We start from the raw sequence: 22,801 nt of genomic DNA on the forward strand, positions 1-22,801 counted from the left end.
TCAGGCACGGAGTGACGCTAGGTTAGATCCTCCCTGATTTTATACCGGACAGCGACATAGCTAAGGAATAGAATCGCCGCAATCGCCACTCCAAACATGTGAATCAGGTCAGCCGTGCTTCCTAAATCCTTGACCCGCACAAGCGTGTTGATCAGCAGATATTTTGTCAGATGAATGTCCGTAAACAGCTTTTCCAGTGCCTCCATTACCATCCCGATCACATTCAAAGCCAGAACGATGCTGGCACTTAAGCTAACTAACAGGTTCCGGGTAACCATAGCTATACAAAGAATCAGCAGCGAGAACGCCCAGTGCAGCAGGAATTGGCCCGCCAGCAATGTAATGAACGTCCCCGGGTCTCCCATATCTGTCTGGTCCCATAACAGTTTTCTCGCGATTCCGTCTGCAACCAGCAGAGTCAGGAACATCATCGCCACGAAAAGGGCGAGAATCGTCATTTTGGAGAACACGGAGTGGCTTCTGGCCTGCCGCATGGAGATATAATTCTTGGAGAAGCCGGAGTTCCATTCGCTCATATAGAAATAGATCGTGAACACGGCGATATAGATCAGCATCCAGGAAGGCGGCTGCGAGATGGTATACTGGATGAATTCGCTCTCGGTTAAGCTGCTGAGTATCGGATGGCCCTCCACTGGCTGCTCATATTGCTTCATCATATAGATGCCGAAGATCTGAAAAGCACAGAACAAGAGCAACAGCAGGTACATAATCTTGTTCCGCGTGAAGCGGTAAAGGTCCATTTTGAACAGGTTAATCATGGCGTTCACCTGCACTTTCCGTGCGTTCCAGGAAATACTGCTCCAGGCTCTGCTTATGTCTTGAGATGGAATCCACCATTATCCCATGCTGCGCCAGTTCCTGGACGATCTGCCGGATGCGGATATGCTCGTCGTATACATACACCGTCCGGCTGTCCACCACTTTGTATTGTGTAATCTTCAGCTCGCGCTCCAGCACCGGGAGAGCCTCCCGGGCTTCCTCCACGCTAATCTCGATCCGTTCCTCACAGCGCTGCTGCAATTCTTCCTTGGAGATCACCTCGGCAAATTCTCCCTGATGGATGATGGCATACTTGGTGGCGATTTTGGAGAGCTCCTCCAGAATGTGGCTGGAGATCAGAATCGTCAGACCCGCTGCGTTCAGCTCCAGGATGAGCTCCCTGATCTCTACAATCCCCTGCGGATCAAGCCCGTTAATCGGCTCATCCAGAATCAGCACATCGGGACTTCCGAGCAGAGCCACCGCGATTCCCAGCCGCTGCTTCATGCCCATGGAATAGCTCTTAACTTTGGCGGTATTCTTAGGGTCCAGTCCTACGAGCCGCAGTAATTTCTCTATCGTGGTATCCCTATCACTTAGACCATATGCAATGGCGAGCAGCTTCAGGTTCTCATAGGCCGAGACGTTCGGGTATAGCCCGGGCTGCTCAATCAGCACCCCCATCCGCTCGAAAAAAGACTGGTCCCCCGCCGCCGCACGGTTGAAGAAATGCAGCTCTCCCGAGGTCGGGTACACGTGTCCGCTGATCATTTTGAGCAGGGTAGATTTGCCCGCCCCGTTCTTCCCGATGATGCCGACAATCTCTCCTCTGTAGATTTTGAGATTGGCATTCCGCACTGCCGCTTTCGATTGGTACATCTTGGTCAGTCCGCATAGTTCAATGATGCAATCTGTCATGTCTGCCACCTCCTTACCCTAAGTTAACAGGATGAAGACTAATAGTTCGCCAACAAAAGGTTAAGAAAGTTCAAAGTTCATCATGGACTCAGCCGGAAGCCGATGCCCCAGACCGTATCGATATAGGCTTCGTTGTCATGCGATTTGATTTTATTACGGATATTGCTGACATGTACCGTTATTGTCTTATCCTCGCCCAGATAGATCTCCTCCCAGGCCAGTTCATAGAGATCCTGCTTCGTGAACACACGGGAGGGATTCCTGACCAGCAGCTCGACAATCCGGTATTCCTGGCGGGTCAGAGCAAGCACGCTGCCATGAATCCTGACACTGTAGGCCGTGCAGTCCAGTACCAGATTTTTATGCCTGAACTCCTTCACCGGCTCACCGGCAGCTGTCCGCTGGATATGGACATGGATGCGGGCAATCAGCTCCTCCAGCTCAAAGGGCTTGGTCACATAATCATCAGCGCCCAGCGTGAACAGATCCAGCTTATGATCCAGCTGATCCTTGGCTGAGAGGACAATTACCGGAACCCGGCACTTCATCTCCTCACGCAAACGGTGCATGAACGCCTCGCCGGACAATCCGGGCAGCATCAGGTCCAGCACAATCAGGTGATACTCCTGCTCTGCCAGATTCAGCATCCCTTCACTACCAGAATAGGACTGGGTGCACTGATATCCTGCGGCGGTAAGCCCGTCATGCAGAATTGCGTTAATATGCTCGTCATCCTCAACGATGAGAATTCTTCTGCGCTGCCCGCTATCCTTGAGATGGGTGCTCATCGCTATGCTCCTCCCCCCTTTTTGAGAATCCGATTAATATACTGAAGGTATCCGCTGTACACCCGGCCTCAGCATGCCCGTTCATTTTCTCCATCAGCGCCTTCACAATCGAGAGTCCAAGACCTGAGGAATGCCGGGTACGCGACGGATCTTCTTTGTAAAAGCGGGTAAATATCTTCTCCGTATCCACCCTGCTGCCTGCCTTAAGCCGGTTGGTGAAGCGTATACACAGCATCTCTTGCCTGTCTTCAACCTCTATGGCCAACTGGCCTTCGCCATGGATGAAATAGTTGCCGATGATATTGGTAAAGATTCGTTCCAGCGCATGGATATCCCCCGTCACCCGGGGAGAATACTCCGGCAGCCGTAGCTCGGGCTCACTCTCCGATCCGGCGAAGGCATCGATGAAGGTGAACAGATTCCGCTTCAGCACCTCCATAACGTCTACAGGCTGCAGCTCCAGGCTGTATTCGGGATTCTGCAGCTTGGTATAGAGGAACAGCTCATCCACCAGCTTGATAATCTGCTGTATTCTCGACTGGGCAAGCGCTACGTAACGCCCCTTCTCCTGCTCCGCCTCTGTCCGCAGCGCTAGTTGAAGGTAACCATCCAGCGAAGTGAGCGGCGTCCGGATATCATGCGACAGACTGGTAATCGCCAGATTCATCTCCTGATTTTTGCGGCTGAACTGTTCTCCCATCGCTCGCTGGCGGCTTAACAGGTTATTGCACTTCCGCACCAGCCTGCCGATCTCTCTCGGCTTCAACTGTGTAGCTACCAGCTTACGGGATTCATGCTCCATGATAAAAGACAGCTGGCTGCTGATCTGGCTGACCTGTCTCCGGTAATTCAGCAGGTAGACTGTCTGGGCAATCAGCAGCAGCAAGAGTCCTGCCAGAACAATAAGGATACGATCAACTCCTCTCATATGGTTTTATTATATACGATTACAGAGTCTTAGTCCGGGGCGGGGGTGAGCTTGTGGCGTACGGTGATGCCCTCCTTGCCCACTCTGAGCTGAATCTCCCCCTGCTGGTCAGTCCGGTAGATTCCAGTGTTTGCATCTGCCAGCCGTTCCAGCACACCGCCATTGGGATGTCCGTACAGGTTATTCACACCGGCTGAGATGACAGCGGCGCCGGGGGTCCAGAAGGCGAGCCAGTCTGCGCTGGTGGCGGTTTTGCTGCCGTGGTGGGCGACCTTGAGGACGTCGATGGATCTGCCTTGCCGAATACCGGATTGACTTGCGGAATGTAGGATTGCTTCCTCTGCCGCCTGATCCATATCTCCTGTGAAAAGAAAGCTCCGACCGTTCATCTCCAGCCGGAACACCACCGATTCGTGGTTCTGGTCCTCCACTTCCTCCGGCATGGTCTGTCGATCCGCTCGCGGCTCCGGCCAGAGGAAGTTCAGCCGCGTGGCCTCGTCCGGGACCAGCGTCATACCCTGCTGCACCGGATACATCCGGACACCCGCGTCCAGTGCAGTCGCCATCAGCTTGGTGTACGGCTCCGTGGCAGCTAATGTTCCGTTAAACAGCATTGCCGATACCGGCATCCCTTCCAGCACAGCCTGCAGCCCTCCGGCATGGTCCTGATCGCCATGCGTCAAGATAACCGCGTCCAGACGGTGGATACCCCGCTGCTTCAGGAGCGGCAGCAGCGTCTTCGCCCCGACCTCGAACGGGCTGCGGCGGATGCGCCATTCCTCCCGGTTGCCGAAGCTCACGGTCCCGCCGCCGTCCACGAGGATATGTGCTCCGCCCGGCGTGGTGATCAGGCTGCTGTCCCCCTGACCTATATCCAGGTAGCTGATGGAACCGGAGCCGTCGCGTATAACTTCGGCGTTATAGCCTTTGTAGAGCAGAATGGTCAGGCCTACAGCGCACAGTATAGCTGCGGAATTGCTCCAGCGTGCTGAACCCGGTTGCGGATAGCCTTGGAAGGCCAGCGCGGCTCTTCCGCTGTTCGCAGCCCCTGCCGAATTCAGAACGTTATTGCGGCCATTGCTGCCAGCTCTGGCACGGATGTTACCACGCGCTTCCGGCCTCTCCACCTCCGCCAGCGGGCGGGTCTCATCATCCATGAACTGGGGAACAAGCATGGCCTCAGTCCTCCGTTTCAACATGTGTAACAAACCATATAGCAGGCAGTAGTAGAGGCAGATCCACAGGATTGACGGCGAAGCCCAGATCATTACCCCGGCGGTGATTCCGTTCACCCACTCCACTGCCGCAAAAGTGATATTATTCAGTATCTCTGCAAGCTGCGCAGTCAGGAGGGCGCCTGCATTCCAGACCCGCCCAAGGAGCAACGCCAGCGTTCCTAAGGGAAGCACCAGGAAGGTGATGAACGGAACCAGCAGCAGATTGGCGGCGACGGACAACAATGAGAATTGGTTGAAATAATAGATCGTCAGCGGAAACGAGACCAGTTGAGCAATAATCGTTACGGACAGACTACTGCCTAGCCAGCCCGGTAACCGCCTAAATAGCGACGCAGCGAGCGGTGTGTATACCATGAGTCCTGCTGTCACCAGAAAAGACAGCTGAAAGCTGACACTAAGCAGCAGATAAGGGTTCCAGATCAGCATCATCAGAGCGGATGCAGCCAGAATGTTTAGCCCATCCTTGAGCATGCCGAGCCTTGCCGCCAGCAAGGCAATCATGCTCATGATCCCGGCGCGGATCACAGACGGTCCAGCCCCGGACAGCAGCACGTAGACCGGAACCAGCAGCAGGGTCACCGTCAGTGCGGTTTCTCTGGTCAAGCGGCAGCGGCGCAAAAGAACCAGGATTACTCCGACGTACACCGCCACATGCATCCCCGAGATGGCGAGAATATGAGTGAGCCCGAGCTGAGAGAACTGTCTGAAGGTCTCCGGGTCCAGTTCCTTTTGGATACCAATGACGAGGCCCTTCATATAACCCGCATGAGGTTCCTGAAATAAGCGGCTCATTTCTGCACCGAGCACGGATCTTGCCTTATCATTCCAGCGCAGAATAGTGGACGGCTCCCACGAGCCTTGGGAGTTAACCTTTACACTGGCTGTTCCTGTTCCTTTGAGCAGCCAGTGGATCTTTTGGGTGAGCAGATAGGCACGGTAGTCGAATCCGCCGAAGTTACGCGCTATCTGGGGCTGTATCAATTCCCCCTCAATGACCACCCGGTCTCCGCGCTGCCACAAGGCAGCCTCAGCTATCTCACTCTCCTCCTGGAGCTTGATAAGTACGGTTACACGCTCACCTTCAGCCTCCCTCTCCGCCGCTCCCGCTGCGGCAGACTGTTCACCTTGCTGATGTAGTCTGACACTGGACAGCTTCGCGACAAAATCAACCCGGTCCCCGTCCCGCTCCACCGGAGAAGCAATAACGCCAGCGGCTGTTACATAGGCCTCATTCACTTCGCTCACAGGGTGCCCCAGCACCTTAGGCAGCAGACTCACATTGCGTACCTCACTGTATTCCCAGTATAGGGCTGCCACAATCAGTGCTGTCACTAATACCGCAGCCGTCCTCAAGCGTATTCCGCCGCTCACCGCCCAGACTACAGGCAGCAGCAGTAGCCCTGCGAGGCAGAATAGCAGACTGCGGCCAGAGAACAAACAACCTGCGGCACTTCCCGCCACCCAGCAGACCGTGAAGCTTAAGAGCGGCCTTCTGTTCATTGTTTTTACTCCTTCCTGATTATATTTCCACGCCAAAAAACCTCTGCATACGCATACATACTACATGCGTGTACAGAGGTTCTTCCTCTGAAACTTGTCCTTATTCTGTTCCTGTATGTTTCCTCTCCGGTTCGTTCCACTATGACGGAATTCCGCTGTTCTACACCCGTATACGCTGTTATTCAGATACCGAAATCATCGTTTCCTTAGGCGGCTCATAGTTCTCCAGTTGACGGAACACAATGCCTTTGGAGGAGAGCATCGCCTGTACCTTCTCCATATCTTTCTTGTAAGGACGCAGGTAGACAATCTCCACGATTCCGCTGTTAGCCAGCATATTGGCACAGGTCCAGCAGGGTTCATCCGTCACATAGACTGTACTGCCTTCCCGGTCGCTCCGGTCTGTGAACAGCAGCAGATTCTGCTCGGCATGGATTGTGCGGATGCAGCGCTGCTTTTTGACCATTGTCTCTACACCGTCAATCATCTCACGCTCGTATTGCTCAGATACCATACAGCCTGCTTCCGAGCAGTCAGGAACACCCATCGGTGCACCGTTATAGGCCGTACCCAGCAGCTTTTTCCCCTGCACCAGCACCGCGCCGACATGGCGGCGGGGACAGCGCGAACGGGTGGAGACCATGCAGGCAATATCCATGAAGTATGTATCCCAGTTCTTGCGGTAAGCCACAGTCATCAGCAATCTCCACTTTCTCTTCAATAGTTGTTCATTATTGTAGCATACCTGGCTGCGTTTTCACTAGGATATTGATAGCCCGCAACAACCTACATTTCGCCTATCTCTCGCTTAGATCTCCCGTCCCGCCACTTCTACACCTCATTTGCTCATCCGTAGAGTGGGGTGTGATTGCACTTCATACATCAGAAATTGCATTCTCAGCTCTTAAGTAACGTTCTGCTGCACTTCATACAATTGATTCTCTCATTTAGTCTCCAAAGACCCTCTTTTGCAAAATTCTAATGTACGAAGTGCAGCAGATTCAGTTTTTAGGCGGATTGAGGTCTAATCTAATGTACAGAGTGCAATTGCAACTTACTCTGTCTCGGCAGATAGGCTATTCGTGGACAATCAGGACGGCAGCCTTAAAAAGCCACCAGCGGCTTCAGCTTCTCCAGCAGCTTGGGACCGATGCCCTTCACCTTGCCCAGCTCGTTCGCGCTGCGGAACGCTCCCTTGCTGCTGCGGTAGTCGATAATCGCCTGCGCCTTCTTCTCCCCGATGCCCGGCAGGTCCATGAGGGCTTTGGTGTCGGCTGTGTTCACATTGATCCGGCCGTCAGCCGCTGCCGGGGCTGCAGTGCCAGCTGCTCCAGCTCCAGCTGATGCAGCCGCCGTTCCACTTGCACCGCCGCTTCCTGCCGCTCCTCCGGGTCCTCCTGAGTCCGCCGCACCCGCACCCGCTATCCCAGCACTCGCCGCTCCAGCGCCTGCTGTTCCACTACCGGTGACTGCACCGCCAACAACTCCGCTACCTACCTCGCCTACAACATTACCGCCAGCAACTCCATTACCTGTCACACTCCCGGCAGCTCCTGTGTCCACTGTTGCACCACCCGTAGCTGCGTTGCCAGTTACTCCATTTTCCACCGCACCTACCACACTCTCGCCAACCGCCCCATCCCCCGTCTTACTAGAAACTGCCGCACTCCCGCCAGCCACTCCACTCCCCACCGTACCACCACCAGCTACCTCACCACTCCCCCCCGCACCGCCACCAGCTACCTCGCCACCTTCTGCTTTACTCCCTGCTGCACCAACCGCACTCCCACCATCAGCCCCGCCCGCCGCACTCCCGCCGTCAGTCCCTTCGTCCGCCACTCCCAGCGCCTGCGCCATTCCGGCGTTCAGCGTCGACCACCCGGCGATGCCGGTTTCCTGTGCTCTGTGGTCTGCGGCCCACACCAGACTGCCGCCCAGCAGCGCGGCGGTGATGGCGCAGATGATCATTCTTTTATCCATCAGGTTGTCCTCCCTCATCGAACTGGAATTTTATTCAAAAATTCGATTAAAACCTGTCATTGGTCCAAGTCTGGCGTGCATACATTTAACGAAGAGTATTCCTGTAAGCCAGCAGCATAAGAAAGGAGGTACCACAGGATGAAAGTGGGATTTATCGGAACAGGCAGCATGGGAAGTCTGCTGATCGACACCTTCCTTCGGTCGGGAGCCCTTGAGCCATGCGATGTGATGGCCAGCAACCGCAGCCCGGGCAGGCTGATGGAGCTGAAGAAGCTTCATCCCGGAATCACCCTATGCTCCGGCAATATCGAAACCGCCTCGGAGAGCGATCTTGTGTTCCTGTGTGTCAAGCCTTTGCAGTTCAAACGGGTAACCGATGAAATCGCCCCTTATCTGCGCAGCGACCAGATCGTTGTATCGATTACAAGCCCTGTGCAGCTCTACCATCTGGAATCGGCCCTGCCCTCCAAGGTCGCCAAAATCATTCCCAGCATCACCCATTCCGTCCGAGGCGGGAGTTCGCTGTGCATTTTCGGAAGCCGATTAAATAAAAAAGACAGGCTGCTGCTGCTCCAGTTATTCTCCTGCATTGGTGTTCCGGAGGAGATTCCTGAGGGTCATACGCGGATTGCCTCAGATTTCTCCAGTTGCGGTCCGGCCTTTCTGAGCTATTTCCTGGAGCGGTGGATTGAAGCGGCTGTAGAAGCAACAGGCATCGACGAAGCCCTGGTCACCCGGCTGGCGGGTGAGATGCTGCTGGGTACGGGCAAGCTGCTGACGGAAGGCTCGTTCACCCCGCAGGAGCTGCAGGAACGGGTAGCCGTCCGTGGAGGCATTACCGCGCAAGCCCTGAATCACTTGCAGACCAGTCTGGAGGGGGTATTTGAACGTCTGATTACCACCACACATGACAAGTATGATGAGGATGTGGAAAAGCTCGACGAGCTGTTCGGGCTGAGCAGTATCGCGCAGAGCCGACTCGACCGCTAGCAAAATAGTATCCATTAGCAGGGCCATTTCCTCCATAGGGCAATCAGCGGTCCCCTCCACCTCCGCAGAAAGCGCCCCGAAACCAAGAAAGCCCGCAGCACGGAAACCTCCGTTGCTGCGGGCAGAATTGCGTTCTTCGCTTAACCCACTACGATATTTACCAGCTTGCCGGGAACGGCAATGATTTTGCGTACGGTTTTACCTTCGACAGCCGCCTTCACATTCGGCAGGGCCAGGGCGTGGTCCTGCATCTCCTGCTGGGCCATATCTGCCGGAATCAGCGCGCGCTGGACAATTTTACCGTTCACCTGCACTACGATCTCAACCTCAGCATCTATGGTCAAGGCTTCATCATAGGCCGGCCAGGCGACATAGCTGATGCTTCCTTCATGGCCCAGCAGCTGCCACAGCTCTTCGGCAATATGCGGTGCCAGCGGGGACAGCATCTGCACGAACTGTTCCGCCGCTTCGGTGGACAGGCTCTCCTGCTTGTAAGCATCGTTGATGAAGATCATCAGCTGGCTGATCGCCGTATTGAAGCGCAGATGCTCGAAGTCCTCAGTAACCTTCTTCAGCGTCTTATGCCAGGTGCGCTTGAATTCATCACTGCCGCCGCCTGCTGTAATCTTCGCGCTGAGGCTGCCGTCTTCATTCACGAACAGGCGCCATACGCGGGAGAGGAAGCGGTGAATGCCTTCGACACCCTTCTCGTTCCAAGGCTTGGTGGCCTCCAGCGGCCCCATGAACATCTCATAGACGCGCAGGGTATCTGCCCCGTAAGCTTCCACGATCTCGTCCGGGTTAATGACATTGCCGCGCGATTTACTCATCTTCTCGTTGTTGTTCCCCAGGATCATTCCCTGGTTAACCAGCTTGTGGAACGGCTCCTTGGTATCGACTACGCCGATATCATAGAGTACCTTATGCCAAAAGCGGGCATACAGCAGGTGAAGCACCGCATGCTCGGCTCCGCCGATGTACAGGTCAACCGGCAGCCATTCCTTCTGCTTTTCCGGTGAACACAGCTCCTGATCGTTGTGCGGATCGATATAACGCAGGTAGTACCAGCAGCTGCCGGCCCATTGCGGCATAGTATTAGTCTCGCGACGGGCCTTCATGCCGGTCTCGGGATCAATTGTCTCCACCCATTCGGTCACATTCGCCAGCGGGGATTCACCGGTGCCCGAAGGCTTGATGGCATCCACATCAGGCAGGAGCAGCGGCAATTGATCTACAGGCACGGTCTTCATCGTGCCGTCTTCCAGATGCAGAATCGGAATCGGTTCGCCCCAATAACGCTGGCGGCTGAACAGCCAGTCGCGCAGGCGGTAGGTCACTTTGCCCTTGCCGCTGCCCTTCTCTTCCAGCCAGGCGATCATCTGAGCGATTGCTTCAGTATTGGACAGACCGTCGAGGAATCCCGAATTGACATGCGGACCGTCACCGGAGTAGGCTTCTTCTTCGATATTGCCGCCCTGCACCACTTCGATGATGTTCAGGCCGAACTGCTTGGCGAATTCCCAGTCGCGGGCATCATGGCCCGGAACGGCCATAATTGCTCCGGTTCCGTAGCCTGCCAGCACGTAGTCGGCAATCCAGATGGGCACCTGCGCGCCGTTCACCGGATTAATGGCATACGCGCCGGTGAATACACCGCTTTTCTCCTTAGCCAGATCCGTGCGTTCCAGATCGCTCTTGCGGGAAGCCTTGTCGCGGTATTCGGCAACGGCTGTCTTCTGCGCCTCTGTGGTAATAGCATCCACCAGCTTATGCTCTGGTGCGAGTACGCAATAGCTTGCTCCGAACAGGGTATCGGGACGGGTAGTGAACACTTCAAGCACAGCCTCATGCCCCTCAATCGCAAAGGTCACCTCAGCACCGGTCGATTTGCCGATCCAGTTGCGCTGCATATCCTTGATGCTCTCTTCCCAGTCCAGCTCCTCCAGATCCTCCAGCAAACGGTCGGCGTATTCGGTAATCTTCAGAATCCACTGGCGCATCGGTCTGCGGACAACGGGATGGCCGCCGCGCTCGCTTTTGCCGTCGATGACTTCTTCGTTCGCCAGAACGGTTCCCAGCGCCTCGCACCAGTTCACCGATACTTCGGCCACATAAGCCAATCCACGGTTATACAGCTGGATGAAAATCCACTGCGTCCACTTGTAGTAACCCGGATCTGTCGTGCTGATCTCGCGGTCCCAGTCGTAGGAGAAGCCCAGCGACTTGATCTGGCGGCGGAAATTGTCAATGTTCTTGAAGGTAATATCACGCGGATGCTGGCCGGTATCCATTGCATATTGCTCGGCCGGAAGTCCGAAGGCATCCCAGCCCATCGGGTGCAGCACGTTGTAGCCGCGCATCCGTTTGAAGCGGGACACGATATCGGTGGCGGTATAGCCTTCCGGGTGGCCTACGTGCAGTCCTGCGCCGGAAGGATAGGGGAACATATCCAGGGCGTAGAACTTCGGCTTGCCTGATTCTTCACTTGTCTTGAAGGTCTTGTTCTCGTCCCAGAATTTCTGCCATTTCGGCTCGATGGTCTGTGCGCGGTAACCCGTATGATTGTCGCTCATCTTGTGCTCCTCCTTGGAGTGTTGCTGTATTAGGTAACTCTATTGTAAAAAAACACTGTAAATAAGGGTCACTGCAGAAAGTTTTGGGCTTCCGCCCGCTGTTATACTCGGATTTCTGATTATAAGCTTCAAGGTAGAAATCCGAGTATAAAGGCGGCCACTAACGTTGCTATAGCTCCAAAATTTCTTTCCGTTCCTTTATATTTACATAAAATCTGTAATAACCAATTCACTTGCCCAGTGCAACAGCAAAGCCCAAGAGCCGCCCATGATTCACCTGGCCGTAAAAACCACGGCAATCTACCCGCCCATGCTTCACCGGGCCGGGAGACGGAACGAGTCAACATAATCGCCCCTGCCTGCTCAGGACCAGCTGCTCCGCCGGGCTAACCGCAAAAAAACCTCCCATCCCTAGCGTATAATCGCTAGGGACGAGAGGTATGAATTCCCGTGGTACCACCCTAGTTAGCGGCGGACATTCTTTGTCCGGCACTCACTTTGACACCCTGTATCGGGGGTGAGGCGACGGCGGTTCACTCGCTGGCCCGTCTAAAGGAACCTGCGGCTCGCGCCATTACTCGGAGGTGAGTTCACTGCGGCCCGTTAACCGGCTCGCACCTGGGGTGCCGGCTCTCTGCAATAACGGTCTCACGAATTAATACTCCTCTTCATCGCACTGCTATGATGACTCTTCTTATCGTAATATTCACCACATTATAACCAAAAGATACATGTACCGTCAATCCTTTCACCCGAAGTAGCGCAAGTCCCTCCGGTTCCTGCAAGTGACGGGATGAATTACGGCTGCTTCACGCTGGCCTTCTGCGGATATAATAGCCGATGATATGCTGAATGACCACCTTGGCGGCAGCGAAGAAAGGGACGGCCAGAATCAGTCCGATCATTCCTGCGATCTCGCCGCCGACCAGCAGCGCGAAGATGATCAGCAGCGGATGCAGATGCAGCTTCCGTCCTACAACCTGCGGAGAGATCACGTTGCTCTCCAGCATTTGGCACAGGGTATTCACCACCGCCACCAGCAGGACAAGGCGCCACGACAAGGTTGAGGCCATCACAATAGCCGGGGCCGCCCCCAGAAACGGACCCATATACGGAATAATGTTGAATACCGCGACAACACAGGCGAACAGCAGCGCATAAGGCATGCCTATAATCGCGTAGCCGATATAAGCGAGCACGCCGATGATGATGCAGACGAGAAACTGCCCGCGGATATAGTTGCCGAGCGCTTCATCAATGTCTTTTAACAGCATCACAATCGACTTGCGGCGCGAACGGGGCAGACAGGATACCACCATCCGTTCGAACACCTCGAAATCCTTCAGAATATAGAACACGAGAAAAGGCACAATGAATGCGTTGAACAGCAGGCCAATGGTCGAAGCGATATTATTAAGGAAGTGGGAGATGCCTTCGGCCAGGCGGTTCTCCAGCTGATAGAACCAGTTATTCATTCCCGTCTCCACCCCGGGCGGAATCAGTCTGGAATTCATGCCCTTCATTAACCCCTGCGCGTGCAGCGTCATCTCCGGCAGATGCTCGTTCAGCTCCTCCAGCTGTTCAATGAACATCGGGATCAGGTTGATCAGAATCACCGCAAGCGAGGTCAGGAACACCGCATAGATCAGCAGGACGGCTACGCTGCGCGGCATTTTTCTCCGGGAGAGCATGGTGACCACGGGATTCAGTACATAGGAGATAATCATGGCGGCCAGGAACGGGGCCAGGATCGCTTTTAGAAACAGGAATACCCCATTCAGCATCGGACGGAGCAGCCAGACGAAATATAGAATAATCAGTGAGAGCAGCACGCCGATCATCCAGCGGAGCCATTTACTGCGGGACCACTCCTCCATAATACCCCTCCTGAACGTGTACAGCCCTTAACCATCATGCCATATTAGTATGTGTGGGAGGGGAATGAAATACTCCGCTCTGCAAAAAATTGGTTTTTTGTTATTTTAATTCGCAGGTTGGTATAGTGGCCGGGTTCAAGGTTCGCTACAATCATATTGTAAAACGCTTACATTATGAGGAGGGTATTGTATATGAGGAGAAAGCTACACAAGTTATTCGGTGCAGGAATGACCCTGCTGCTTGCCGGTCTGCTGACAGGAGCTCCGTCCGTTTCGGCGGCAACCGTCTTTAATGAGCCTCTGACTTACTTCAACCCCGCAACCTGGCAAAAAGCAGACGGCTACTCGAATGGCTCCATGTTCAACTGTACCTGGCGTGCGAATAACATCTCATTCACCAGTGGCGGACAGCTTCGTCTGGCCCTGACCAGCCCCAGCAACAATAAATTTGACGGCGCGGAGTACCGCTCTGTGAACAAGTACAGCTACGGCAAATACGAGGTCAGCATGAAACCGGCCAAGAACAGCGGGATCGTCTCCTCCTTCTTCACCTACACCGGACCCTCAGACGGCACACCCTGGGATGAGATTGATATTGAGTTCCTTGGCAAGGATACCACGAAGGTTCAGTTCAACTATTACACGAACGGTGTTGGCGGACATGAGAAGATTGTTAATCTCGGCTTCGATGCTTCCCAGAGCTATCATACGTACGCCTTCGACTGGCAGCCGGGTTATATTAAATGGTATGTAGACGGGGTCTTGAAGCATACGGCAACCAGCAACATCCCCTCCCGGGCCGGTAAAATCATGATGAACCTCTGGAACGGAACGGGTGTGGATTCCTGGCTCGGTTCCTACAACGGGGCGAACCCGCTGTACGCCTATTACGATTGGCTGAAATACACAAGCAACTAACTTGCAGGCAGGTGATGGACCCCGGCGATGCGCAAGCGGCATCCGCCGGGGTTCTTTTGTCTATGCGGATCATGGCAGCTCATCTTCAATATTTGTTATCCCAATCGCCACATTGGTATGGCGGCTGCGGCCGTCCTTCTGTACGATATATAGAAAGAATACCGCACAAAAGGAACAGATTTGATGGAGCCGCCGCCAGGCAAACAGGCAGAGGCCTTGAGGCTTATCTACGACAAGAAACCGCCTTATTATAGAGGCGGTTTCTTGTCCCTGCGGTATTTATCGGCTGCTGCGGTCCCAGGCATTGACCTCCATGGTTTCGGTAAGTCCGCCGTAGGTGTTCCACTTGTGCACGAATTCGTCGAATTCTTCAAGCGGGCTGTCCGCGAAGATGATTTTGATGAAGCTTTTCTGCTCCAGCTTCTTCAGCAGCTCGCCGTCACGCTTCATCGTCGCTGTCGGAGGTCCCGTGAACTGCTCCTTGCGGGAAGCCTCCTTCTGGCCCAGCAGCACAGGGGCAATGTCCTTCGGGATCTCCCGGATGACCCCGGAGGGAATCCGGGCCCCGTCGAAGGTCAGCGTGTACGAGGCTACCCGGATGCCGCCCAGCGGCAGCGCCGAAGACTCGGCGCTCGGCTGGCCGCCCGCCATGGACCAGTCATAGCCCTCCGCAAGGCCATGGGCGAACTCGCCGGTCGAGGTAGCGTATGAATCGAACAAATAATTCTGATACGTAAAAAAGATTTCAGGATGCTTCATCTGCTTATTGATCAGGATGGCACCGTTGACAGGCAGGGTCCCTCTTCTCATGGTGAGGCCGCCCGGCCCCGAAGGGATGGCAATTGCCCGGACACGCGCCTCAGCGTCACTCTTGGTCAAGGAGGACAGGGGCCAGCCGCGCATCCAATAGGGTCCGGCAATGATGCCCGCCTTGCCGGAGATGAACTGGTTCGCCGCTCCCTCTTCATCCAGCCAGGCACTGTCAGCGCTCAGATAACCGCGCTGTACCCATTGCTTCATGAGCTGGACAGCCTTCCTTGCCCCGGGCTGGATGGAGCCGTATTCCAGGGTGCCGTCACTCCGGCGGTTCCACTGCTCAGGAACCGTACCGTAGGCGCCGAACACCCAGCTGCTGTCTCCCATCCAGGTGCTGGCGCCGTTGCGGAATCCAACCGACAGACCGTAGGTATCCTTGATTCCGTTGCCGTCCGGGTCCCGGTTGACGAAGGCGTCCATGACCTGCTCCAGCTCATCCAGGGTCTGCGGGGCTTTCAGATGGAGCTTGTCCAGCCAATCCTGGCGGACCCAGAGCAGCGGATCGGAGTTATATTCATAATCCATAATGGGAATGGCATACCGGTGCGCGCCGCGCACGAAGGGGTTCCATGCCGAAGCATCCTCGGCAACAGCCTTCTTCCACACCTCGGACGCATGCTGCTCGAACAGGTCGCCGACTTCCATGAATTGTCCTGAATCAATCAGCTCCTGGATAATATCGGCATCTCTGGTCGTTACGATGTCGGGCATATTGCCTTTGGCCAGCTCCAGCCTCAACTTGTTGGCGTAGGTCTCTGAGGTGCCGGAGATCGTCCAGAGATAACGGATACGGATGCCCAGCCGCTTCTCGGCCCAGACCGTATGTACGTTATGCTCCAGGCTCTCCCCTTTGATAAAGTTCAGGTTGGGGTTCACAGAGCCGACCGTATACAGGTCTACCGGAGGATCATATTTGCCTTGCTTAACATCGAAGTGAGGGGCTGTACTCTGCGGTGAAGCGGGCGGCTGACTATCGCCAGTGCTGTGCCAGGAGCACCCTGACAGGATCAGGAGCAGCAGGAACAGCGGTGAATGGACCTTCATGAAACCACCTGCTTTTCGTAGAGTTCGGTGTGACGAACAGATTGTATTGTAATCGACCTCATGATCTTATGATACACTTCTCCATATTACAGCAAATGTCTTGAAAAGGATGATCTTTATGGTGGCATGGCGTCCCAACCTGTTCATTAAAATGGTAGCAATCCTGCTCTCGCTGATTGCCGCTACACTCTTGTTCTACGGAATGTCCTACCGTAAGGATGTCGGAGTCATTACCAGTCAGATTAAAACCACCGACCTGAATCATCTGGAATTCCTGACCCAGCAGATGGATGACAATATCAACCAGCTGGCGGGCAGCATGTATGCCCTGCAGAGAGATCCCACCATCCGCGATTATGAGCAGATTACGCAGCTGGGCCATCTTATTGATCCCGCCCAGACGATTATGACGGTGCTGGAGAAGCTGTCCCTACAGACCAGCTCCAGTACGTGGGAGAACCGGATTGTCTTGTACAAGCCCTTCAGCGGGGAGACCTTGGGCTCGGATTCCTCGCTGTCCTTCGATGTCTCTGTCCTGCACAAGCCGCTGCCGGCAGGCTGGGAGTATATCTCGGCGGACAGGGCCGGCGCAGAGGCAGGCTTCCGGCTGCTTTTGTCGGACCCTGCCCAGGCAACAAGCCGGCCGCGCGAGGCGCAGCTGCTGATGTCCATGTATTTACCAGTCTCCAATATTGAACGGATGTTCGAGGCCTACCAGTCGCAGAACACGGGGGACACCTTCTTGTACCATCCAACATTCGGGGTCATCCTCTCGCGGAGTTCGGACCGGCAGATGGCGGAGCAGGTCACCGCGGCACTGAATATCACGGCCGGGAAGAGTACCTCCGATATCTTCAACCTTAAGCAGGGCAGCTTCCTGGTCAGCTCAGTGCCCTCCTCGGCCATCGACTGGCAGGTCGTGCATTATTCACCGCTGAAGGAGATTCTTCAACCGATCCGCAGCAGCCGCTCTTCCTTCCTGACAGGATCGGCTATTCTGCTGGTGATGAGCCTGCTCTTCTCCTTGCAGCTCTACCGCCAGGTGCAGCGTCCGGTGAGCCTTCTGCTGCGTTCGCTCAACCGGATGAAGGAAGGGCGCTGGTCTACCCGCATTCATACCCGGACCAATCAGGAGTTCACGCTGCTTAATGAGGAATTCAATGACATGGCCGAGAAGATTCAGTCGCTGATCGAGCAGGTCTATCTGGAGCAGCTCCGGGCCAAGGATGCCCATCTGAAGCAGCTTCAATCACAGATCAATCCGCATTTCCTGTACAACTGCCTGTTCTTCATCAAGAGCAAGGCCGCCATAGGAGATACGGAATCCGTCGAGGCGATGGCACTCAGCTTGGGCGAATATTACCGTTATATTACCAGGGTCGACCATTCCCTCACCACCCTTCAGGATGAGCTGAAGCTGCTGGAGAATTACCTGAAGATCCAGAATTTGCGGAAGCAGCGTATCCGCTACGAGATGGATATGGAGACTGAACTGCTGGACCTGAACATTCCGAGGCTGCTGATTCAGCCTCTAGTAGAGAATAGTATCATCCATGGCATTGAGCGAAAAATCGGCCCCGGCTCCATCCGGATCACCGGCCGCCATACCCGGGAAGCCATTCTCATTACCGTTGAGGACAACGGCGCCGGTATGACAGAGGAAGCCATTGCCGCGCTTCAGGCGCGTATTAACGAAACCACGCGTGAGGATGGAGGCTGCGGGCTATGGAATGTCCAGCAGCGTCTCAAATTACATTACGGCGAGGCTTCCGGCCTGATGATTGCCCCTTCACCGGAAGGCGGTCTGATAACAACTCTCCGTATGGAGAAGAAAGAGGAACCTGATGCACCAAATTCTATTGGTTGACGATGAACCCTATGTGGTCGATGATCTGTCCATTTCGATTCCCTGGGCGGAGATGGGCTTCGGACAGGTCCACAAAGCTTATTCCGGGTATGAGGCGCTGGAGCTGCTCCAGCGTTATCCCATTGATATTGTAGTCACAGATATCAATATGCCGGAGCTGTCCGGCACCGAGCTGATTGCCGCCATCCGCAAGCGCTGGAAGCATGTCCGGGTGGTGATGCTGACTGGCTATGCGGAGTTTGAATATGCCCGCAAGGCTATTGAGGAGCAGGCCAGCGCCTATCTGCTCAAGCCGATAGCGAACGACCAGCTGATCGCCGTCATCGGCAAGCTCCAGGAGAAGCTGCGCAGTGACTGGGAGGCCTGGTCCTCCCACCAGCGGACGATGCAGACCTTCCGCGAGCATCTGCCAATCCTGCGGGACCGCCTGCTCGGGGAGCTGCTGCAAGGTCGGAAGCTGCCCGGGCCGCAGCTCCAGGAGCGGCTGGACCAGTTCGACCTGCCGTTCAGGGCGGGACTGCCAGTCTGTCTGGCCGTGGTCCGTCCCGAGGAATTCTTCCGGCGTCAGGATATGCACAGCATGCTGCTGTTTGAATATGCAATCATTAATATCGCCCAGGAGCTGTTCCAGGACCGGTTCCTGATCTGGTCCTGCAAGGATGTTCATGATTATCTCGTATTCCTGCTGCAGCCCAGGGAGGATGTTGAACACGACGGCAATCCGGGAAATGGGGTGGCTCAGGCTGCCTATCAGCTGCAGAATCATGTCAGCACCCTGATGGGAGGCGGCCTGTCCGTGGTGACCACCGGCTGGGGCGACTTCCCGGATCAGGTCTACACTCTCTATCAATCCGCCATCTCCGCAATCCGCCAGCATATCGGCAGCGAGACCGGCATCTATCTCGATACCACGGATAACAGCAGCTCCCAGCCCGTGGAGATTCTCCAGCCGCTCTATGAGCCTCCTCTGCTGTTCCACATGTTCGAAGCGAACAACTGGCAGGGCATTGAAGACAAGCTGAACGCTATTGTCTCGGAGCTGGTCCACAGTCCGGAGCGGTCACTGGAGCATATCCAGGAAGCCCGTCTGCACTTGGAGACGGCCTTCTATTACTTCGCCCACAAGAATAACAAGCTGCTGAGCGAGATTGTCGGCAATCCGCTGCTGGAGCAGGCTCCCTTTCAGACGCCGGACAAGCTGCGGGAGTGGGCCATGGAGGTTATCCTTCTGCTGAGAGAGCATACGGATTCCGAACGGCGGAACAGCCGGACCGTACTGATCCGCAAGGTACATGAGTATATCAACCTCAATCTGCACTATGTCTCCCTACAGGCCATCGCCGACCATGTCCAGATGCATCCGGTCTATCTCTCCAAAATGTACAAGCTGGAGACCGGCAAGCGGATCAGCGACTATATCAGTCAGGTAAAGATGGAAAAAGCGGCGTATCTGCTAATCCATACGCCGCTCAAAATTTATGAAGTTTCCTCGGAGCTCGGGTACTCCAACGCCCATTATTTCATTAAGCTCTTCAAGGAATATGCGGGGATGACCCCGCATGAATACCGTGACCGGGCGCTGTAATTCCGTCAGTTACGCGAAGGTAAGCTCTACCTCATGGGCGAAGCCGTCATCTACGGCCGGTACCAAGCCGTTCTCCAGTACCCGGCCGTCCAGCGTCAGGCGGGCTGCCCCGTCCTGCATGCGGTGGAAGCCCTCCGGCTTACGGACCTGAATCCGGTAGGAGGAGCTGCCCAGCTTCAAGGTATAGGTAAGCTCCGTCTGCTCTTCCCGCAGCACCGGACTCAGTGCTATGCCCTGCTCCGTATATTCAATACCCAGCGCTTCCATCAGCGAGAGGGTGAGCCAGGTCGAGGTGCCGCTAAGCATTGGACCGATGTTCTCACCAGTCTCGCTGTTGTTGTATTGGGTGCAGAACCGCGGATTCCCGCAGACGGCAAACGGATCATCCATCGTCTTGAACGGCATAATCCGGTCCAGCAGCCAGTAGCCCAAGCGGGAGAGCTCGGCAGCCAGATCCGGACTGGATACTTCCTTGGCCCCCTTGAACATAGCCGCAGCAGCCATCATGCAGGCATGCTTGAATACGCCGCCGTTCTCGCGGTCACCCGGGAAATATTCATCCGAAGCCGTGTGCGTGGATACCCGGCCCAACGCCACCGGCGAGACCAGCTTCATGCCGTAAGGCGTCATCAGATGCGCCTTCATAGTGTTCAGCATCACCGCGATCTGCTCCTCATCCGCACAGCCCGCCAGAATGCTCCAGCTGAACGAATTCAGGAAGTACGAGCCGTCCTTCGCCGGATCGGAGGACATCCCGTCTCCGGCAGCGCCGAGATACGTATATTCTCCGTTCGGATAGCGGTTGAACAGCACACGGGCGAAGAAATCCCCCTTCCAGGCATGCTCCTGGATGCGTTCCCGCAGCTTAGCTCCGAAGCCCGTCAGCTCATCTGCATACGCCTGCTCGCCTTTGCGGGCGGCCAGGGCGGACAATTCATCAACCGCTACCTTCAGCAGGAAGGCGTTCATGACGCTCTCGGAATAATCACTCTCCAGCGAATCCCCGAAGACACCGCCAGCCTCCAGCTGCTTCCGGTAGAGTGCTTCCTTGACCGGGCCGTTCAGATAGGTGTCATCGAGCTTCAGACAGTCGTTCCAGTCTGCGAAGTCGAGCAGCGGCAGGCCGTGGCGTCCGATCGAGATCTGTCCGGAATAGACAATAATCGCCTTCAGGGTCTCGAATACCGGCCGTTCTGTATCTGTGCCTGCTACCGGACAAGCCTCATCCAGGAACTCCGCATCCCCGGTCAGCATGACATAACGGTAGACAGCCTGGATCAGCCATAGCGCATCATCGGACCATTTGCCCGGCTCTTTGCCGGCCCAGAAGAAATTGTGATACGCATACCCCAGCTCAAATACCATGCTGGTCCATTCTTTCAGCAGGCTCTTGACGAGGCCGCCCCGGCCCATCCCGACGAAATAATACATCGAGGCATACATATCCTGAATTTCACGGAAGCCGATCTCCCGGTAGCCCTTCTGGGTCTGACAGAAGGAGCGGGAGACAAAGCTCTGGTAGAGCACCTGAAACGGCAGATTGCGGTTCACGAACTGGTCGAAATCCGCGTCCCCGGAGGATACCTGCAGGAACCTGGAGTAATTCCGCACGAACTTCAGGGATTGTGCCAAGGCTTCTTCGGCCGCGCTGCGGCTTGTGAAGCGGGCGATCAGCGCGCCTACCTCTTCCTCCAGTACCGTATCGCTCCAGGTTGCTCCGCTCTTGTCGGAGACAAGGCCCGTCAGCTGGTCAACCGCTGTCGTGGCTCCGGCAGGAACCTGAATATCGCCCGCTACCGCGAAGAATCCCGGCCCCTTGCGGTGCAGAATGCTGCTCAGCTTCAGCGCGCCGGATGGCCGGTGGAGTGAGCCGGTGCCGACGAACTCATTGTAGCTGACGCAATATTCACGCGGCAGCACCGGTCCGTCTTCCCCGTGGATAATCATCGTGTGGAAGCGCAGATCATGGCGCCCGCCTTCCGGGTAATAGTCAGGGCTGATTGCAGCCACGGCACCATCAGCGTCCTGCAATACGCCGCCTTGCATAATAACATTGCTATACAGCACATCCTCGAACAGAGCGCCCGGTGCTGCCGAGCCGAACATGCCCGTATACACCAGACGAAGCTGGCGGCTGATCTCTCCATGGTTCGTAATCGTAACCCGCTGCATCTCGGTCGCCAGCGGCAGACCTTCAGCATGCGGCAGAATGAAGATAGTACGTGTAATCTCAAGTCCGCCGGACAGGCGGTACGTGATGATGGTTACATTCTGTGAATGGCGGCAGACCGCCGATTCAATGCCTTCTCCGCCCGGATCAGCGGAATAGAAGATCTGTTTCCCGTCCTCAAACAGATAGAATTGACGGTTGGCCGGGAAGCCGTTCTCCTCCTGGCGCATATCCCAGCGGGTCGCCAGCACCTGGGTAGCCGCATGGGAACGGAAGCTGCCGCCGCCCAGGCGGTCGACCACGCTCTTCGGTGTAGTCTGAAGCGGATGAGGGAACTCCAGACGGTTGCCCAGCAGCAGATTGACCGCGAAGTGCGGCCCCGGAACGGGGGAGCGCAGGTCAATCACATGCTCGCCTTCAGCGTTAAGGGCACCGGCCCAGCCCGGTGCAGCCTGAAGCTGCGCCAGCGCCGCGCTTGCAGCCGCCTCCGGTATAGCTGTTGTCTGTTCCTGTCTTCCGGCATGGCGGATATGCAGGGACAGTGCCGTACCTGTATCATTCACGGTGAACAGCGCGGATGCGCCAGCCTCCTTCGGCAGCAGCGCTGCCACCTCCGGGAGCTTCAGCAGCTCCTGAATGGCCGGCAGCCGGAGCGGAAGGCCCGCTACGCCAACAGCCCCGATGCACTGGGAATCCGTGAAGACGGCGCTTAGCTGCCCGCCTGCATCCATCCGGTCTGCGAATGCTTGTCTCAGGATATCCTCAGGTGAAGCAGCCGCTGCTCTTGCGGTATTGAATTTCAGCATCATGAATGGTTCTCCTCTTTTCC

At 55.7% G+C, this 22,801-nt stretch carries 15 protein-coding genes; 4 read left to right on the forward strand and 11 right to left on the reverse strand.

The window, feature by feature from the left end:
• Nucleotides 1-17: 17 nt before the first annotated feature.
• The 7 genes from NST43_RS23315 to NST43_RS23345 form a co-directional block, all read right to left on the reverse strand.
• Nucleotides 18-779 carry an ABC transporter permease gene (locus tag NST43_RS23315; RefSeq protein ID WP_339219662.1) on the reverse strand — a complete coding sequence of 254 codons (762 nt, stop codon included), beginning with the start codon at nucleotides 777-779 and terminating at the stop codon, nucleotides 18-20.
• The gene (locus tag NST43_RS23320) at nucleotides 772-1,698 is read right to left on the reverse strand and encodes an ATP-binding cassette domain-containing protein (protein ID WP_339219663.1); all 927 of its coding nucleotides are present in this window, start codon (nucleotides 1,696-1,698) and stop codon (nucleotides 772-774) included. The genes NST43_RS23315 and NST43_RS23320 overlap by 8 nt, the downstream gene beginning before the upstream one ends.
• Nucleotides 1,699-1,778: 80 nt before the next feature.
• Nucleotides 1,779-2,486: a response regulator transcription factor gene (locus NST43_RS23325; RefSeq protein ID WP_339219664.1), complete on the reverse strand. Its 708-nt coding sequence runs from the start codon at nucleotides 2,484-2,486 to the stop codon at nucleotides 1,779-1,781.
• A complete protein-coding gene (locus tag NST43_RS23330; RefSeq protein ID WP_339219666.1) occupies nucleotides 2,464-3,414 on the reverse strand; it encodes a HAMP domain-containing sensor histidine kinase in 951 nt (316 codons plus the stop codon). Before NST43_RS23330 ends, NST43_RS23325 begins: the two co-directional genes overlap by 23 nt.
• Nucleotides 3,415-3,443: 29 nt before the next feature.
• On the reverse strand, nucleotides 3,444-6,152 hold the full coding sequence (locus NST43_RS23335) for a ComEC/Rec2 family competence protein (RefSeq protein WP_339219668.1): 2,709 nt from the start codon (nucleotides 6,150-6,152) through the stop codon (nucleotides 3,444-3,446).
• 178 nt (nucleotides 6,153-6,330) lie between these two features.
• Nucleotides 6,331-6,849, reverse strand: a complete 519-nt coding sequence (locus tag NST43_RS23340) for a dCMP deaminase family protein (protein WP_076082103.1) — start codon at nucleotides 6,847-6,849, stop codon at nucleotides 6,331-6,333.
• A gap of 407 nt (nucleotides 6,850-7,256) precedes the next feature.
• Nucleotides 7,257-8,132, reverse strand: a complete 876-nt coding sequence (locus NST43_RS23345; RefSeq protein ID WP_339219670.1) for a helix-hairpin-helix domain-containing protein — start codon at nucleotides 8,130-8,132, stop codon at nucleotides 7,257-7,259.
• Between the two features lie 138 nt (nucleotides 8,133-8,270).
• Here NST43_RS23345 and comER point away from each other — a divergent pair, with 138 nt between their 5' ends.
• Nucleotides 8,271-9,122 (forward strand): late competence protein ComER, encoded by an 852-nt coding sequence (gene comER / locus NST43_RS23350; RefSeq protein WP_209987646.1) that lies wholly within the window; start codon nucleotides 8,271-8,273, stop codon nucleotides 9,120-9,122.
• Nucleotides 9,123-9,262: 140 nt separating this feature from the next.
• Here the strand turns inward: comER and leuS are convergent, their stop codons facing one another.
• Together leuS and NST43_RS23360 are read right to left on the reverse strand one after the other, a co-directional pair.
• Complete coding sequence (gene leuS, locus NST43_RS23355) at nucleotides 9,263-11,695, reverse strand: leucine--tRNA ligase (RefSeq protein WP_339219672.1); 2,433 nt, start codon at nucleotides 11,693-11,695, stop codon at nucleotides 9,263-9,265.
• A gap of 809 nt (nucleotides 11,696-12,504) precedes the next feature.
• Nucleotides 12,505-13,572, reverse strand: coding sequence for an AI-2E family transporter (locus NST43_RS23360; RefSeq protein ID WP_339219674.1), 1,068 nt, complete (start codon nucleotides 13,570-13,572; stop codon nucleotides 12,505-12,507).
• Nucleotides 13,573-13,764: 192 nt separating this feature from the next.
• Here NST43_RS23360 and NST43_RS23365 point away from each other — a divergent pair, with 192 nt between their 5' ends.
• Nucleotides 13,765-14,490, forward strand: coding sequence for a glycoside hydrolase family 16 protein (locus NST43_RS23365; RefSeq protein ID WP_209987637.1), 726 nt, complete (start codon nucleotides 13,765-13,767; stop codon nucleotides 14,488-14,490).
• 279 nt (nucleotides 14,491-14,769) lie between these two features.
• Here the strand turns inward: NST43_RS23365 and NST43_RS23370 are convergent, their stop codons facing one another.
• On the reverse strand, nucleotides 14,770-16,350 hold the full coding sequence (locus tag NST43_RS23370) for an extracellular solute-binding protein (RefSeq protein WP_339219677.1): 1,581 nt from the start codon (nucleotides 16,348-16,350) through the stop codon (nucleotides 14,770-14,772).
• Between the two features lie 118 nt (nucleotides 16,351-16,468).
• On the opposite strand from NST43_RS23370, the gene NST43_RS23375 reads away from it, so the two are divergent.
• Together NST43_RS23375 and NST43_RS23380 are read left to right on the forward strand one after the other, a co-directional pair.
• On the forward strand, nucleotides 16,469-18,217 hold the full coding sequence (locus tag NST43_RS23375; protein ID WP_339219679.1) for a sensor histidine kinase: 1,749 nt from the start codon (nucleotides 16,469-16,471) through the stop codon (nucleotides 18,215-18,217).
• Nucleotides 18,195-19,802, forward strand: coding sequence for a response regulator (locus tag NST43_RS23380; protein ID WP_339219681.1), 1,608 nt, complete (start codon nucleotides 18,195-18,197; stop codon nucleotides 19,800-19,802). Before NST43_RS23375 ends, NST43_RS23380 begins: the two co-directional genes overlap by 23 nt.
• A 9-nt stretch (nucleotides 19,803-19,811) precedes the next feature.
• Here the strand turns inward: NST43_RS23380 and NST43_RS23385 are convergent, their stop codons facing one another.
• Nucleotides 19,812-22,781 (reverse strand): hypothetical protein, encoded by a 2,970-nt coding sequence (locus NST43_RS23385; protein WP_339219683.1) that lies wholly within the window; start codon nucleotides 22,779-22,781, stop codon nucleotides 19,812-19,814.
• Nucleotides 22,782-22,801: the final 20 nt, after the last annotated feature.

Source organism: Paenibacillus sp. FSL H8-0332, assembly GCF_037963835.1.
Taxonomy (GTDB): Bacteria; Bacillota; Bacilli; order Paenibacillales; family Paenibacillaceae; genus Paenibacillus_AQ; species Paenibacillus_AQ rhizoplanae.